Annotated in this window: 15 protein-coding genes; 10 read left to right on the top strand and 5 right to left on the bottom strand. The window is 65.3% G+C overall.

The window, feature by feature from the left end:
• Entirely contained in the window at positions 1-837 is an 837-nt protein-coding gene (kduI, locus tag BC1002_RS08135; RefSeq protein ID WP_013089576.1) for a 5-dehydro-4-deoxy-D-glucuronate isomerase, read from the bottom strand.
• A 289-nt stretch (positions 838-1,126) separates the two neighbouring features.
• Between kduI and kdgT the strand changes: the two genes are divergently transcribed.
• Positions 1,127-2,149, top strand: a complete 1,023-nt coding sequence (kdgT, locus tag BC1002_RS08130) for a 2-keto-3-deoxygluconate transporter (RefSeq protein ID WP_013089575.1) — start codon at positions 1,127-1,129, stop codon at positions 2,147-2,149.
• Between the two features lie 31 nt (positions 2,150-2,180).
• Here kdgT and BC1002_RS08125 read toward each other — a convergent pair whose 3' ends face one another.
• Both BC1002_RS08125 and BC1002_RS08120 read right to left on the bottom strand, forming a co-directional pair.
• Positions 2,181-2,801 carry a GNAT family N-acetyltransferase gene (locus tag BC1002_RS08125; protein ID WP_013089574.1) on the bottom strand — a complete coding sequence of 207 codons (621 nt, stop codon included), beginning with the start codon at positions 2,799-2,801 and terminating at the stop codon, positions 2,181-2,183.
• 122 nt (positions 2,802-2,923) lie between these two features.
• The gene (locus BC1002_RS08120) at positions 2,924-4,369 is read right to left on the bottom strand and encodes an NAD-dependent succinate-semialdehyde dehydrogenase (protein WP_013089573.1); all 1,446 of its coding nucleotides are present in this window, start codon (positions 4,367-4,369) and stop codon (positions 2,924-2,926) included.
• 270 nt (positions 4,370-4,639) lie between these two features.
• Here BC1002_RS08120 and BC1002_RS08115 point away from each other — a divergent pair, with 270 nt between their 5' ends.
• From BC1002_RS08115 to BC1002_RS08090, 6 genes are all read left to right on the top strand, one after another.
• Positions 4,640-4,843, top strand: coding sequence for a cold-shock protein (locus BC1002_RS08115; RefSeq protein ID WP_008922053.1), 204 nt, complete (start codon positions 4,640-4,642; stop codon positions 4,841-4,843).
• Between the two features lie 36 nt (positions 4,844-4,879).
• Positions 4,880-5,290, top strand: coding sequence for a hypothetical protein (locus BC1002_RS08110; RefSeq protein ID WP_013089572.1), 411 nt, complete (start codon positions 4,880-4,882; stop codon positions 5,288-5,290).
• 380 nt (positions 5,291-5,670) lie between these two features.
• Complete coding sequence (hpnJ, locus tag BC1002_RS08105; protein ID WP_013089571.1) at positions 5,671-7,092, top strand: hopanoid biosynthesis associated radical SAM protein HpnJ; 1,422 nt, start codon at positions 5,671-5,673, stop codon at positions 7,090-7,092.
• Positions 7,089-8,249 carry a bacteriohopanetetrol glucosamine biosynthesis glycosyltransferase HpnI gene (gene hpnI, locus BC1002_RS08100; RefSeq protein ID WP_013089570.1) on the top strand — a complete coding sequence of 387 codons (1,161 nt, stop codon included), beginning with the start codon at positions 7,089-7,091 and terminating at the stop codon, positions 8,247-8,249. The genes hpnJ and hpnI (BC1002_RS08100) overlap by 4 nt, the downstream gene beginning before the upstream one ends.
• Positions 8,246-8,431 (top strand): hypothetical protein, encoded by a 186-nt coding sequence (locus tag BC1002_RS08095; RefSeq protein ID WP_013089569.1) that lies wholly within the window; start codon positions 8,246-8,248, stop codon positions 8,429-8,431. The genes hpnI (BC1002_RS08100) and BC1002_RS08095 overlap by 4 nt, the downstream gene beginning before the upstream one ends.
• On the top strand, positions 8,428-9,489 hold the full coding sequence (locus BC1002_RS08090; RefSeq protein WP_013089568.1) for a lysylphosphatidylglycerol synthase domain-containing protein: 1,062 nt from the start codon (positions 8,428-8,430) through the stop codon (positions 9,487-9,489). The genes BC1002_RS08095 and BC1002_RS08090 overlap by 4 nt, the downstream gene beginning before the upstream one ends.
• A gap of 56 nt (positions 9,490-9,545) precedes the next feature.
• Here BC1002_RS08090 and BC1002_RS08085 read toward each other — a convergent pair whose 3' ends face one another.
• Positions 9,546-10,952, bottom strand: a complete 1,407-nt coding sequence (locus BC1002_RS08085) for an ATP-binding protein (RefSeq protein WP_013089567.1) — start codon at positions 10,950-10,952, stop codon at positions 9,546-9,548.
• Complete coding sequence (locus BC1002_RS08080) at positions 10,949-11,608, bottom strand: response regulator (RefSeq protein WP_013089566.1); 660 nt, start codon at positions 11,606-11,608, stop codon at positions 10,949-10,951. The genes BC1002_RS08085 and BC1002_RS08080 overlap by 4 nt, the downstream gene beginning before the upstream one ends.
• Positions 11,609-11,992: 384 nt before the next feature.
• Between BC1002_RS08080 and BC1002_RS08075 the strand changes: the two genes are divergently transcribed.
• From BC1002_RS08075 to hpnK, 3 genes are read left to right on the top strand one after another with little or no spacing between them, the layout of a single operon-like run.
• Complete coding sequence (locus tag BC1002_RS08075; RefSeq protein WP_013089565.1) at positions 11,993-12,343, top strand: hypothetical protein; 351 nt, start codon at positions 11,993-11,995, stop codon at positions 12,341-12,343.
• Positions 12,344-12,362: 19 nt separating this feature from the next.
• Positions 12,363-13,628, top strand: coding sequence for a bacteriohopanetetrol glucosamine biosynthesis glycosyltransferase HpnI (gene hpnI / locus BC1002_RS08070; RefSeq protein WP_013089564.1), 1,266 nt, complete (start codon positions 12,363-12,365; stop codon positions 13,626-13,628).
• Positions 13,625-14,458, top strand: coding sequence for a hopanoid biosynthesis-associated protein HpnK (gene hpnK / locus BC1002_RS08065; protein WP_013089563.1), 834 nt, complete (start codon positions 13,625-13,627; stop codon positions 14,456-14,458). The genes hpnI (BC1002_RS08070) and hpnK overlap by 4 nt, the downstream gene beginning before the upstream one ends.
• Positions 14,459-14,584: the final 126 nt, after the last annotated feature.

The following is a 14,584-nucleotide window of genomic DNA, read 5'->3' as shown; positions in this document are numbered from 1 at the left end:
TCAGCGCAGTTCGCGAACCGCGAGATGGTCCATGTCGCCGAACACCTGGTTCTCGCCGACCATGCCCCAGATGAACGTGTACGCGCGCGTGCCGACACCCGAATGAATCGACCAGCTCGGCGAGATCACCGCCTGCTCGTTGCGCACGACGATATGCCGTGTTTCGCGCGGCTCGCCCATCATGTGGAAGACGGCGGCGTCGTCGGCGACGTTGAAGTAGAAATACACCTCCATGCGGCGCTCGTGCGTGTGGCAGGGCATCGTGTTCCACAGGCTGCCCGGTTCGAGCTTGGTCATGCCCATCGACAGCTGGCAGGTCGGCAGCACGTCGGGGACGATGAACTTGTAGATCGTGCGGCGGTTGCTCGTGGCCGGATCGCCGAGGGTTTCGGGCGAGGCCTGGTCGAGCGAGATCGTGCGGGTCGGATAGCTGGTGTGCGCGGGCGCGCAGTTCAGATAGAACTTCGCCGGCTGGTTGGCGTCGGCGCTGCCGAACGCGACCGCTTGCACGCCCTTGCCGATATAAATCGCCTCTTCGCGGCGCACCGTGTAACGCGTGCCGTCGACATCGACCCAGCCGTCGCCGCCGATGTTGATGGCGCCGAGTTCACGCCGCTCGAGCAGATAGTTGACGCCGATCGCCTGGCCGAGCGAGCCCGGTACTTCGACCGCCCGCTCGACCGGCCACACGCCACCGACGATGATCCGGTCGGTATGGCTATACGTGAGTTTCAACGCATCGCGCTCGAAGATCTGCTCGACCAGAAACTCGCGACGCAGCCCGGTGGTGTCGAGCGTCTTCGCGTATTCGCTGTTGATGGCCTGTCTCACGTCCATTGATCGTTCTCCTGTCGGTATGCGGGGCGCGGCGCCGCCTTGTGCGCGAGACTGTAACGCAGAATCGTGATTTCGGAACACTGGTCCGAAAATTTTTCGGCGAACGATTGCTGCTGGCAACGCGTCATGCGAACGGCCGGGTAAACGATAGCCAGGTTTAAGAAATAAAACGGAACGGCGTTCCTTTCACGATGCTATATTGCGCCGGACAGGGAGAGCCCGGCGTAGACCGGGACACCAACGCGGGTCATTAACCCGATAACGGGACGTCACCGTCCATGGAGGAGGCATGAAGATCAAGAAGGCCATCGACCGCATTCCAGGCGGCCTGATGCTGGTGCCGCTGCTGCTCGGCGCCTGTGTGCACACGTTCGCGCCCGGCGCGGGCAAATATTTGGGCTCGTTCACCAACGGCCTGATCACCGGCACCGTGCCGATTCTCGCGGTATGGTTCTTCTGCATGGGCGCGACGATCGACCTGCGCGCAACCGGCACCGTGCTGCGCAAGTCGGGCACGCTGCTCGCCACCAAGATGCTGGTCGCGTGGATCGTCACGCTGATTGCGGCGCGCTTCATTCCGATCGACGGCATCAAGACCGGGCTCTTCGCGGGGCTGTCGTTGCTCGCGATCACCACCTCGATGGACATGACCAACGGCGGTCTGTACGCGGCCGTGATGCAACAGTACGGCACGAAGGAAGAGGCGGGCGCGTTCGTGCTGATGTCGGTCGAATCGGGGCCGCTGATCAGCATGATCATTCTGGGTGCCACGGGTGTCGCGTTCTTCGAGCCGCGGCTGTTCGTCGGCGCGGTGCTGCCGTTTCTGATCGGCTTTGCGCTCGGCAACTTCGATAGCGAACTGCGCGAGCTGTTCGGCCGCTGCGTGCATCCGCTGATTCCGTTTTTCGGCTTTGCGCTCGGCAACGGCATCGATCTGAACGTGATCGTCACGAGCGGCTTGCCTGGCATCGTGCTGGGGCTCGGCGTGATCGTCGTGACCGGCGTGCCGCTGATTCTGGCCGATCGCTGGATCGCCGGCGGCAATGGTGCGGCGGGGCTCGCGGCGTCGTCGACGGCGGGGGCCGCGGTCGCGAATCCGGCGATCATCGCCGACATGATTCCGAGCTTCAAACCGCTGGTGCCGGCTGCGACCGCGATGGTCGCCACCGCTTGCCTCGTGACCGCGATTCTGGTGCCGATCCTCACGGCGCTGTGGGTGCGCCGGCATCAGGCGCGCGGCACACTGCGCGAGGAGTTCGCCACCGCGACCCAGGCGGCGCCGCTCAATGAGCAGCGCGATGCACATGTTTGAATGAGTCGGTAGCAAGAAGCTGGCGCGCCGCTCAGCGCGCCAGCTTCGCTTCGAGCATCGTCTTCACGGCGGGCCATTCGTCGTCGATGATGCTAAAGCGCACCGAGTTGCGCTTGCGTCCATCGGGCATGATCCGCTCGTGCCGCACGATACCTTCCTGTTTCGCACCGATGCGCAGGATCGCCGCGCGCGATCTGTCGTTGAGCTCGTCGGTCGTGAACTGCACGCGCACGCAGTGCATCACGTCGAACGCGTGGCACAGCAGCAGATACTTCGCCTCGGTGTTCACGACCGAGCGCTGCGCCGATGCGGCAAGCCAGGTATGGCCGATTTCGAGCTTGCGGTTCGCCCGATCGATCTTCCAGAACCGCGTGCTGCCGACGATGCGGTCAGCGCCGTCATTCCCGTCATCCTCGTCACGCCGCACGATCACGAACGGCATCATCCTGCCGTCCGCGCGGCCGGCGAGCGCCCTGGCAATATACGCATCGATCGTCGCCGGGCCCGGCACGACGGTCAGCTTCAGGTCCCACAGTTGCCCGTCGGCGGCGGCGTCGACGAGCGCCTGCGCGTGTTCCTCGCGCAGCGGCCGCAGCTCGACGAACGAGCCGCTCAGCGTGGGCTGCATCGATTCGGCGGAGATATCGTTCATGGCAATAAAAAAGGTCCGCGAGCGGAAAACTCGTGGACCAGGCAGATCAGTCGATCCGTGCTGTGGAACGACGCGGGCGGCAAACTCGCCGCGCCGTTCCCCGAAGCGCGTGATCAGCGTGATTAAACCGACATCACCGTGACAGCCTTGGTGACGAGGTAGGCTTCCATCGCCTCCGGGCCGCCTTCCGAGCCGTAGCCGGAATCCTTGACACCGCCGAACGGCATTTCCGGCGTCGGCGTGGCAGGCTGGTTGATCCACAGCATGCCGACTTCCATGCGTTGCGACAGCAGATGCACGTTGGCGAACGACTTCGTATACGCGTAGCCGGCAAGGCCGTACGGCAGACGGTTCGCTTCGGCGATCGCTTCTTCGAGCTTGTCGAAGCCGCGGATCGCGGCGACCGGGCCGAACGGCTCGTTGTTGAACACGTCGGCTTCGAGCGGCACGTCGGTCAGCACGGTGGCCGCGAAGAAGTTGCCTTCGGTGCCGACGCGCTCGCCGCCCGTCGCGACCTTCGCGCCGGTCTTGCGGGCGTCGTCGACGACCCTGGCCATCGCGCTCAGACGGCGCGCGTTGGCGAGCGGCCCGAGCGTCGTGCCTTCGGCGAGACCGTCGCCGAGCTTCAGGCTTTCAGCATGCTTGACGAGCGCCGCGGCGAACTCTTCGCGGATGCTGTTGTGCACGAGAAAACGCGTGGGCGAGATGCAGACCTGGCCCGCGTTGCGGAACTTCGCGGCGCCGGCTGCCTTGACCGCGAGCGCGACGTCGGCGTCTTCCGCGACGATCACCGGCGCGTGGCCGCCGAGTTCCATCGTCGCGCGCTTCATGTGCGAGCCGGCCAGCGCCGCGAGCTGCTTGCCGACCGGCGTCGAGCCCGTGAACGTGACCTTGCGGATCACCGGATGCGGGATCAGGTAGCTCGAGATTTCGGCCGGATCGCCGAATACGAGGCCGACCGTGCCGGGCGGCACGCCGGCTTCGACGAACGCTTGCAGCAACGCCGCCGGCGACGCCGGGGTTTCTTCCGGTGCCTTCACGAGGAACGAGCAGCCGCAGGCGAGCGACGCCGACAGCTTGCGCACGACCTGGTTGACCGGGAAGTTCCACGGTGTGAACGCGGCGACCGGGCCAATCGGCTCCTTCAGCACCTGCGATTGCGCGGCGAGGTTGCGCGACGGCACGATGCGGCCATACACGCGGCGGCCTTCGTCCGCGAACCATTCGATGATGTCCGCGGCGGCCAGCACTTCGACACGCGCCTCGGCGAACGGCTTGCCCTGTTCCTGCGTCATCAGGCGGCCGATGTCGGAGGCGCGCTCGCGCACGAGGGCGGCTGCCTTGCGCATGATGGTGGCTCGCTCGTTGGCCGGCACCTTGCGCCAGGCTTCGAAGCCACGCTGCGCGGCTTCGAGCGCGCGGTCCAGGTCGGGGATGCCGGCATGCGCGACCTTGCCGATGGCCTGGCCGGTCGCGGGGTTGATCACGTCGAGGGTCTTGCCGCTGGCGGCGTCACACCATTCGCCGTTGATCAGAAGACGGGTATCGGTATAGCTCGAGATGGCCATGCTGGGTTCCTGTGAGAGGGAAAACAACTGGCCGCGCGGTCGTGCGGCACGAGGCGACACACCTGCGCGGCCATGAATAAATTGCCGATACCAATTATCTTATCTGATTGCGGGCAATCGCACCGGCCGCGGACCGCCGGCGCTCGCTCGTGGCATGCGGCTTGCTGAGGCTTGGCACCGGAGCGACTTTGCGGGTCACGCCGGGGCGCCGCGTCAGCGCTGCGTGAAATCCATTCAACCGCTACTACAGCGCATCACGAGGACATCGCCATGCCAACCGGAACAGTGAAATGGTTCAACGACGCGAAGGGCTTCGGCTTCATCACCCCCGATGATGGCGGCGAAGATCTGTTCGCCCATTTTTCGGAGATTCGCACCGAAGGTTTCAAGTCGTTGCAAGAAAATCAGAAGGTCAGCTTCGAAATCAAGCAGGGGCCGAAAGGCAAGCAGGCGGCCGATATCAAGCCGGTGTGACGCCGGCATGGCGGCTCATCCGCAGGCGAGGTAACGATGGATAAGGACGCCGCGTATGCGGAGATCGAGCGCAATGGCGGCGCCACTTATGCAAAAACCTTCGCTGCCCGCTATCCCGACGAACCGCTGACACCGTTCTGTCATCGCTATCTGTTCGAGCGGGCGCAGCGCGACGAAGCGGAGCACGACGCGGCCGCGGCCACGCACGACGACGAGCGCGGTTTCGCGCTGAGGTCGCTCGCGCGCATGGAGGCGTCGTCGCATATCGCGCAGGCGGCGGCGAGCGCGTCGCGCGACGCGGCGGCCGCCGCCCACACGTCGGCCCGCGCGGCGCGCCGCTCGGCCTTCTGGACCATGATCGCCGCGCTCGCGTCGGCGACGGGCGTAGTGGTAAACGCGGCCCTCAATCTCGGCTGGCTCGAGTGGGCGAGACATCTTGCTCGATAAGCGACGCGTCGGGCCACGCGTTGGCGCCCGCGAGTGTGACGTGAGTCGGAGACACCGGCGGGGCTAGCCTGCAAACCACGCGACAACCTATGCATTTACCACACCGATACGACATCGATGCGACACGGTTACACGAGCGCGTCGATCGCACAAATCGACTCATCGGAGCATGCCGCGGGCGGTCTGAACGCAGTATTATTCTTCAGGTTTCCTTCAGCTTTGCTCCGTACTATTTGCGCCACTGCCCTTGGCCTTTCCGGACCGCGGCCGCCGCTACGCGCGGGTCGAGCACAGGCTTTCACGACCTGCATTCGGGCAATGGAACAGATAGATTCCCGACTGAAAACTGAAAGCGCCTATAAAGGCTTGCTGGAGCATCCATGAAAACTCTGTTCTTGCAGGCGCCGTCGTACGACGGCTTCGATGGTGGCGCGGGTTCGCGCTATCAGGCCAAGCGTGAAGTTCGCTCGTTCTGGTATCCGACGTGGCTCGCACAACCCGCCGCACTCGTCCCCGACAGCCGCGTGCTCGACGCAACGGCAGACGGACTGTCCGTCGAAGCCGCGCTCGACATCGCATCGCAATACGAGCTGGTGGTGATCCACACCAGCACGCCATCCTTCCCGACCGATGCCCTGTTTGCCCAGGACCTCAAGAAGCGCAAGCCGTCGCTGCTGATCGGCATGGTCGGCGCGAAGGTCGCGGTCGATCCGCATAATTCGCTGATCGCGACCGAGGCCATCGACTTCGTTTGCCGCGAGGAATTCGACTACACCTGCAAGGAAATCTCCGAGGGCAAGCCGTTCTCGCAGATCCTGGGCCTGAGCTATCGCGCCCCCGACGGCTCGATCGAACACAACGAAGCGCGCCCGATCCTCGAGAACATGGACGAGCTGCCGTTCGTCGCGCCGATCTACAAGCGTGATCTGACCATCAAGAACTACTTCAACGGCTACCTGAAGCATCCGTACGTGTCGCTGTACACCGGCCGCGGCTGCCGCTCGAAGTGCACGTTCTGCCTGTGGCCGCAAACGGTCGGCGGCCATCGCTATCGTGTGCGTTCGGTCGAGAACGTGCTCGAGGAAGTGAAATGGATTCGCGACAACATGCCCGAAGTGAAGGAGATCATGTTCGACGACGACACCTTCACCGACTTCAAGCCGCGCGCCGAAGAAATTGCGCGCGGCATGGGCAAGCTGGGCGTCACGTGGTCGTGCAACGCGAAGGCCAACGTGCCTTACTCGACGCTGAAGATCATGAAGGAAAACGGCCTGCGCCTGCTGCTGGTCGGCTACGAGTCCGGCGACGACCAGATCCTGCTGAACGTCAAGAAGGGCCTGCGTACGGACATCGCGCGGCGCTTCGCGCAGGACTGCCGCACGCTCGGCATCAAGGTGCACGGCACCTTCATTATCGGCTTGCCGGGCGAGACGCAGGAAACCATCCAGAAGACTATCGAGTACGCGAAAGAGATCAATCCGCTGACCATCCAGGTGTCGCTCGCCGCGCCGTATCCGGGCACCCGGCTCTATAACCAGGCGGTCGAGAGCGGCTGGCTCGCTGAGAACAAGGTGATCAATCTCGTCAGCAAGCAGGGCGTGCAGCTGGCGGCGATCGGCTACCCGCATCTGTCGCGCGACGAGATGTACCACCAGCTCGAGAACTTCTATAAACGCTTTTATTTCCGGCCGTCGAAGATCTGGGAGATCCTGCGCGAAATGCTGACGAGCTGGGACATGATGAAACGGCGCCTGCGCGAAGGCGTCGAATTTTTCCGCTTCCTGCGCGCGCACGAGGCGTGAGCGCCGTACACATCGCCGCCGTCACGCTCGCCTACGCGTGGGCGGCGGCGGCTGTTGTCGGCATCGGCTACACCGTGCTCGCGAGCGCGCTGATAGGGCGTTTCTTCGCGAGGGCGGTGGCCGTTCCCTCCAGCTTTCCACCCATTACGGTGATCAAACCGTTGCACGGCAACGAGTGGGCGTTGCTCGGTAATCTGTCGAGCTTCTGCGCCCAGGATTATCCGGGACCCGTGCAATTCCTGTTCGGCGTGCACGACTCCGCCGACCCCGCGCTGCAAACCGTCGACGAACTGCGGGGCCTGCATCCGCAGGCGGACATCGCCGTGGTCGCCGACGCGCGTCTGTACGGACCGAACCGCAAGATCAGCAACATCCTCAACATGCTGCCGCAGGCGCGCCACGACGTGCTCGTATTCGCCGACAGCGACGTGTGCGTTAGCCCCGACTATCTGCGCAACCTGGTCGGCGAATTGCAGAAGCCGGGCGTCGGGCTCGTCACCTGCGCGTATCGCGGCCAGCCCGATCCGGGTTTCTGGCCGCGGTTGTCGGCTATCGCCACCAACTACCAGTTCCTGCCGGGCGTCGTCACCGGACTCGCGCTCGGGCTCGCGCGGCCGTGCTTCGGCCAGACCATCGCGATGCGGCGCGACACCTACGAGCGGATCGGCGGCTTCAAGCCGTTCGTGCGGCATCTGGCCGAGGACTACGAGATCGGCGCGGCGGTGCGCGCGGCGGGCGAGCAGGTCACGATTCCGCCGTTCGCGATCGCGCATGCCTGTGTCGAAGCGAGCGCCGCGCAACTGGTGACGCACGAACTGCGCTGGAGCCGCACGATCCGGCGCATCGATCCGCTCGGACACTTCGGCACCGCGCTCGTGCATCCGTTGCCGTTCGCGCTGCTGGCGCTCGCGTGCTCGGGCGGCGCGCCGTGGGCGTGGCTGCTCGCGGCAGTGGCGGTGCTCGCGCGTGTCGCGTTGAAGTGGCGCGCGGATCGGGCGTTGCGTCAGCGCTGCCGCGATCTGTGGCTACTGCCGTTATGGGATATCGTATCGTTTGCGATTTTCGTCGCGAGCTTCCGCTCGTCGCGGGTGATCTGGCGGGGCTTCAGCTTCAAGGTCGACGGCGACGGGCTGCTGTCGGCGGCACAGGACGAATGACGAACGAACGGCAGATTGGGCGGGCAATGAGCGAAGAAGTTTCGAGCGGACGCAACAGGAGCGCCCTGGAGACGCGCGGCAGCGGCCCGGCGGCACAGGCGGCGCAAACGACAACCGATGCCGCGGCACGCGGCGTGCGGCGCATCAGATCTATCGAGATCGTGTGCGAGGTGCCCGCATGATGAAGCATCTGGGCCGCGCGGCTGCGCTCGCGGGTTTGCTGATCTCTTTGTGGCTGGTCTGGCGCGAAGATCCGCGCGCGGTGCTCAGCGCGTTGCGCGCGGCCGGTGCGGGCCTCGTGCTGGCCGCGTTGGCGCACGTGCTGCCAATGATCGCCAACGCCTGCGACTGGCGCTCGCTGATTCGCGGCGCGAATCGCCCCAGCTTCGGCAAAATGATGCACCTGGTATGGGTGCGCGAATCGGTCAACTCGATGCTGCCGGTTGCGCGAATCGGCGGCGAACTCGTGGCGTTCCGCATGTTCAAGCGCTGGGGCGTCCGGCCATCGACAGCGGTAGCCAGCACCATCGTCGACATGCAACTGACCTTGATCAGTCAGCTGATGTTCACGATGGTAGGGATCGGCTTTCTGTTCGCCAATGCGCAATCGGGTGCGCTGCGGCTCGCCGGGCAGCTCGCGTGGGGCGTGGTCGCGTTGACGCCGCTGCTATTGCTGTTCGGGCTCGTGCAGCATGCGAATCCGTTCGAGCGCCTCACGCGCGTCGCGAACCGTATGACGAGCGGCAAGCTGACCGCACTGGTCGGCCAGTCCGCGCAGATCGATCAATCGATCAAGGTGATCTGGCGACGCCGCGCGGTCGTGCTGCGTTATCTGTTCTTCTGGCAGCCGCTGCAATGCGTACTGACTTCGCTCGAAATCTGGCTCGCGCTGTATTTCCTCGGCGCGCGGGTGACGCTCGTCGAGGCGATCGTGGTCGAATCGCTGATCCAGGCGGTCAGCAGCGCTGCGTTCTTCGTGCCGGGCGGTCTCGGCGTGCAGGAGGGCGCTTTCGTGCTGATCGGCGGCGCACTCGGGCTCGATCCCGCGACCTGTCTCGCGCTCGCGGCCGCGCGGCGCATTCGCGATCTGCTGATGTTCGTGCCGGGCCTGATCGCGTGGCAGCTGTTCGAGGCGTCTGGCAGCGCGCGGCGGCAGGCCGCGCCGCACGGCGTGGGCGCCCGGCTGGCCAAGCAGCGGTCGAGCGTCGCTGACGCGAACCGCGGCGGAGATCGGCGCTGAACGATCGGCGCGCGGTTTCCCTGTTCCCGCTCGCGTCTCGAGACGCACGCACGCCGTCAGCGCGACGCACGATAGGCGGCCGGAAACGACACCCGCACCGCAAGCCCCTGGCCCCCGATTCCGGCGCCTAGCTGCAAACTCGCGCCGAAATGCTCGGCGATCCGCGCAACGATCGACAAACCGAGCCCGCTGCCGGTCGCCTGATTGCCGGTCGCGCGGAAAAAGCGGTTCGTGAGCCGCGCGAGGTCATCCGGCTCGACGCCGGGGCCGTCGTCGCGCACGCTCAGCTGCACGTGCTCGTCGGCACGGCGCACCGCCACTTCGATATTGCCGCCCGTACGTCCATATTTGATCGCGTTGTCGAGCAGATTGTCGAGCAGGATGCCGATCAGCACCGGCTCCGCATCGATCTCGGCGAGCATGTCGCCGACCAGCATCACGTTGATGTGCTTCTGCTGCGCATTGCGCCGGTTCGCGAGCAGCGTATCTTTCGCGATCGCCGCGGGCTTCAGCGGCTCGGTGGGGAGTTTCTCCTGCACATCGAGCCGTGCGAGCAGCAGCAACTGCTCGGCGAGCCGCGCGCTGCGATCGACGCCTTGCACGACGCGCTCCATCGCGAGCCGCTGCAGCCCGATGTCGGGCTCCGCGAGCGCGACCTGCGCCTGCACCTTGATCGCGGCGAGCGGTGTCTTCAGTTCGTGCGCGGCATCGGCGGTGAAGGCGCGCTCGAGTTCGAGCGCATGCTGCAGACGCGCCAGCATCTGGTTGATCGCATCGACGAGCGGGCGCACCTCGAGCGGTGTGCGGCCGATGCCGACCGGCTCCATGCGGTTGATGTCGCGCGAACTGAGCGCGGCCGACAGCACCTTCAGCGGCGCGAGGCTCCAGCCAATGCTGAACCACACCAGCACCGCGAGCACCGGCAGCGCGATCAGCGTGGGCCGCGCGATGCGGCTGGCGATTTCGCTCACCAGGTCGCTGCGGGTATTGGCCGGCTCGAACACACGTACGCTGTGACCGAGCGCGGTCTCGCGCAATGTGAACGAGTGATAGAGCTCGCCGACCAGCGTCACGTCTTGCGCGCCGCTCGCGGGCGGCAATGGCAAATCCCATGCGCCGAGCGCGTGCAGTTGCGGGCTGCCTGCCAGCACGACGCCGTCGGCCGCGCGCACCTGAAAAAACGCATCGCGCGGCAGCGTGTCGTCGTCATCGAAGTTGCTCGCGCCGGCTTCGCCGCTTTTCTCTTCTTCGCGCACGTCGATGCGCGCATTCGCGAGCGTCATCAGATTGGTCGCATCGAGCAGCGCGAGCATCTGCGCGAGTTCGGCGAGGCGCGCTTCCTCCCATAGGCCGACTTCGCGCGTCGCCTGCCGGTAGCTCGACACGAGCGCGCCGCCCCAGACGAGCGCGATGCTCGCGAGCACGAGCAGCACGAGGCGCCGCCGGATCGACGGACCGATCATTCTTTCTCCATCACATAGCCGATATTGCGCACGGTCTTGATCAGGTTTGCGCCGAGCTTCTTGCGCAGGTTCGACACATGCACCTCGATCGCATTGCTTTCGATTTCTTCCTGCCAGCCGTACAGGCTTTCCTCGAGCCGCGAGCGCGACTGCGGAATGCCGAGATTGGTCAGCAGTTGCAGCAGAATCGCCCATTCGCGCGATGTGAGCGGCACGCGCGCCTCGTCGATCTGCACCGTTTGCGCGGCCGGATTCACTGTCAGATTCTGGTAACGAATCAGATCGATACTGCGACCTTGTGCGCGGCGCAACAGCGCGCGGCACCGCGCCACCAGTTCGGTGAGATCGAACGGCTTGCCGAGATAGTCGTCGGCGCCCGCTTCGAGACCGCCGACCCGATCGACGACCGTGCCTTTCGCGGTCAACACCAGCACCGGCACGTCATTGCCGGCGTCGCGCATGCGTTTGAGCAGCTCGGTGCCGCTCACGCGCGGCAGGCCGAGGTCGAGTACCACCAATGCATATTGAGTCGTGTCGAGCGCGAGGCTGGCCTTGTGGCCGTCGCGTGCCCAGTCGACCGTGAAGCCGGCCTGACGAAGGCCCGCTTCGACACCGCAGCCGATGAGCTCGTCGTCTTCTACGAGGAGTAAGCGCATGAGGCAAACATTCCAATGTGGAGATTTATTGCATAAGGTCCTGCATTTTTATGCAAGCGACATCGATGCGTCTATACGAACAATCTGCAGTGTTCCGAAGTGTAACCACGCCGTTCATTAGCCGCTTTATGCCACGCGGATGCTTAAGGTTTCCTTCAGCTTGAATCGATACCATCGACGCGCTATAAAATGGTCGTCGCAGATCGTGATGCATGTGCGAGACCAGGTTGTCGTCAGCCCATCGCAACCTGATCGTAAGGACTTCGATGGAGCGACGCGCGAGGCATTCTTTATGCTGGCCAATAGCGTCAATGGACGGTATCGACGAGTCCCGTCCATGGCCAGCATTCGCTCAGGCTGCAAGGCCGCGCACGAGGCACGTTAATGAAGCGAGTCACCATCGACATGCTACGAGCCCATTTGCTAGTCGCGTCTCTAACCGCCGCAGGCACCGAAGCGCTGCTGTGCATCGCGCTGCCTGTAGTGCCGGTCTCAGACGCTTTTTTCGCTTCGGCATCTTTCAGGTTGTTCGCGCTCGCGCTGATCATCGGCGGCGTGGTGATCGCGCGCGAATTTTCCGAGGTCGCCTTCGAGCTCGCGGTGCGGCGCGGCTACGCGATTCGCGCTGCGCGCGGCGCACGGCTCGCCGTGATCTCAGCGAACTGTCCGCGCCGGTGGCTCGTCGTGCTTCATCTCCGGCTAACGGGGCAACCGTTCGTGCTGGCCGAGCACTGACGGATACGGACGACACACGATGGCGGCCCACGCGTTGATTGCATGTCAATGGCTTCTGTTAGCCGGCTGCGTTAGCGCTTCGATCTACACGGTAGCCGCCGCGCTCGCCATGCCGTTTTTCACGGCGCGGCATAAATCGAACCATCATGGCGGCAGGGCAGTCAGTCGCGCGCTCAGCGGTTCGCTAATGGGTTCGCCCGATGGCCCAAGCGGGCCGTTTGCCCAGGTCGGCGTCAGCGTGCTGAAGCCGCTGTGTGGCGCCGAGCCGCGTCTGTACGAAAATCTGCGGACCTTCTGCGAGCAGCGGCATCAGCATTTTCAGCTGGTGCTGGGCGTGTCGTCGCCGCACGATCCCGCCATCGCGGTGGTGCGCCGTTTGCAGGCCGCCTATCCGAAGTGCGACATCGAGCTCGCCATCGACACGCGCGTACACGGCAGCAATCTGAAAGTCAGCAACCTGATCAACATGGCGGCACGCGCGCGCCACGACGTGATCGTGATCGCCGACAGCGACATCGCGGTCGACTCCGACTATCTCGACAGCGTCGCCGCGCCGCTCGCGGACCCGAGCGTCGGCGTGGTCACGTGTCTGTACGTCGCGCGCGGCGTCGGCGGCTTCTGGCCGCGCGTCGGTGCGCTGTTCATCAACGAGTGGTTCGCGCCGTCGGTGCGGGTTGCTCATGCGATGGGCTCGCGCCGCTTCGGTTTCGGCGCGACACTCGCGTTGCGGCGCGCGACGCTGGAGCGCATCGGCGGCTTCGAGGCCCTGAAAAACTGCCTCGCCGACGACTACTGGCTCGCCGAGCACGTCCGCGAGCTCGGTCTGCAAACGGTGCTGTCGCGCGTGATGGTCGCCACCGACGTGATCGAGCCGACCTTTGCGGCGCTGTGGCAGCGCGAAACGCGCTGGCTGCGCACGATCCGCTCGGTCAATCCCCCGGGTTTCGTGTCGCTGCTGATCACCTTCCCCACACCGTGGCTGTTGACCAGCGCCGGGCTGACCGTGTCGCTCGTGACGTGTGCTCACGCACCGTTCGCGGCGGTGGTCGCGAGCGCGTCGGCGACCTCGGTCTGCGTCGGCGCGCGCCTGCTGCTGCATCTGCGCGCGTCGCGCCGCGCGCGCACGTTCTGGCGCGATCTGCCGCTCGTGCCGTTGCGCGATACGCTGCTCGCGCTCCAGTGGCTCGTCAGTGCGTTCGGTTCGCACGTCGTGTGGCGTGGCGAGCGCATGCAGCTCGGCACGCCGTCCGCCGAGCGCAGCGGCCGGCTGGACAGCCTCACGTGATAGCGCGCGGCAAGCCGGCCCAGCCGCGCGGACTGATCATCACCGCCGACGATTTCGGCCTGCATCAGCGCGTCAATTTCGCGGTCGAGCGCGCGCATCGCAACGGCGTGCTGCGCGCCGCGAGTCTGATGGTCGGCGCGCCGGCCGCCAAAGACGCGGTCGCCCGCGCGCATACGCTGCCGGAACTACGCGTGGGCCTGCATCTGGTGCTGGCCGACGGCGCCGCGCTGGCGCCGCGCGAGCAGGTCGCCGCGCTGCTCGACGAGAACGGCCGCTTCGGCAGCAACATGGTGCGCGACGGCGTGCGCTTCTTCTTTCTGCCGCACGTGCGTCGGCAACTCGCATTCGAAGTCCGCGCGCAATTCGAAGCGTTCGCCGCGACCGGCCTCACGCTTGACCACGTGAACACGCACAAGCATTTTCATCTGCATCCGACGGTGCTGAGCCTGATCCTCGACATCGGCCGCGACTACGGCATGAAGGCGATGCGTCTGCCGTTCGAAGCGAACGCGCCGCTGTGGCTGCGGCCGTGGATTGCGCACGTGAAGACGCGGCTCGAGCGCGCGGGCATCGCGCACAACGACTACGTGGTCGGCATCGCCGCGAGCGGACGCATGGACGAGGCGACCTGGCTCGCCGCGCTCGCGAATCTGCCGCAAGGCGTCGGCGAGATCTACTGTCATCCGGCGCTGGCCGGTGACGCGCTGAGCGAGGGCATGCACGACTACCGGCATGCCGACGAGTTGCAGGCGCTGTTGTCACCCAAGGTGGCCGCCGCGGTCCGCTCGCTCGGCGCGCGAGTCGGCGGGTTCGCGGATGTGCTTGCTTAGCGCCATGCTTCGCGAAATGCACAAGGCCCGGAAAACCGCTCGATGCGGCATCAGAACCCGTAAGCGTTCGTTAAGCTGCCGCGGCCGATAATAGAGGCCAAAACCGCACGAACGGGGGGAGAGGCC

Source organism: Paraburkholderia atlantica (genome assembly GCF_000092885.1).
Lineage (GTDB): Bacteria > Pseudomonadota > Gammaproteobacteria > Burkholderiales > Burkholderiaceae > Paraburkholderia > Paraburkholderia atlantica.
Note: the sequence above shows the minus strand (reverse complement) of the source record. Positions and strands in the feature narration are given on the sequence as shown.

What these genes read in the sequence shown, in the direction of transcription:
- kduI (WP_013089576.1), bottom strand. Translation starts at nt 837, where the DNA reads ATGGACGTGAGACAGGCCATCAACAGCGAATACGCGAAGACGCTCGAC.
- kdgT (WP_013089575.1), top strand. Translation starts at nt 1,127, where the DNA reads ATGAAGATCAAGAAGGCCATCGACCGCATTCCAGGCGGCCTGATGCTG.
- BC1002_RS08125 (WP_013089574.1), bottom strand. Translation starts at nt 2,801, where the DNA reads ATGAACGATATCTCCGCCGAATCGATGCAGCCCACGCTGAGCGGCTCG.
- BC1002_RS08120 (WP_013089573.1), bottom strand. Translation starts at nt 4,369, where the DNA reads ATGGCCATCTCGAGCTATACCGATACCCGTCTTCTGATCAACGGCGAA.
- BC1002_RS08115 (WP_008922053.1), top strand. Translation starts at nt 4,640, where the DNA reads ATGCCAACCGGAACAGTGAAATGGTTCAACGACGCGAAGGGCTTCGGC.
- BC1002_RS08110 (WP_013089572.1), top strand. Translation starts at nt 4,880, where the DNA reads ATGGATAAGGACGCCGCGTATGCGGAGATCGAGCGCAATGGCGGCGCC.
- hpnJ (WP_013089571.1), top strand. Translation starts at nt 5,671, where the DNA reads ATGAAAACTCTGTTCTTGCAGGCGCCGTCGTACGACGGCTTCGATGGT.
- BC1002_RS08095 (WP_013089569.1), top strand. Translation starts at nt 8,246, where the DNA reads ATGACGAACGAACGGCAGATTGGGCGGGCAATGAGCGAAGAAGTTTCG.
- BC1002_RS08090 (WP_013089568.1), top strand. Translation starts at nt 8,428, where the DNA reads ATGATGAAGCATCTGGGCCGCGCGGCTGCGCTCGCGGGTTTGCTGATC.
- BC1002_RS08085 (WP_013089567.1), bottom strand. Translation starts at nt 10,952, where the DNA reads ATGATCGGTCCGTCGATCCGGCGGCGCCTCGTGCTGCTCGTGCTCGCG.
- BC1002_RS08080 (WP_013089566.1), bottom strand. Translation starts at nt 11,608, where the DNA reads ATGCGCTTACTCCTCGTAGAAGACGACGAGCTCATCGGCTGCGGTGTC.
- BC1002_RS08075 (WP_013089565.1), top strand. Translation starts at nt 11,993, where the DNA reads ATGAAGCGAGTCACCATCGACATGCTACGAGCCCATTTGCTAGTCGCG.
- hpnI (WP_013089564.1), top strand. Translation starts at nt 12,363, where the DNA reads ATGGCGGCCCACGCGTTGATTGCATGTCAATGGCTTCTGTTAGCCGGC.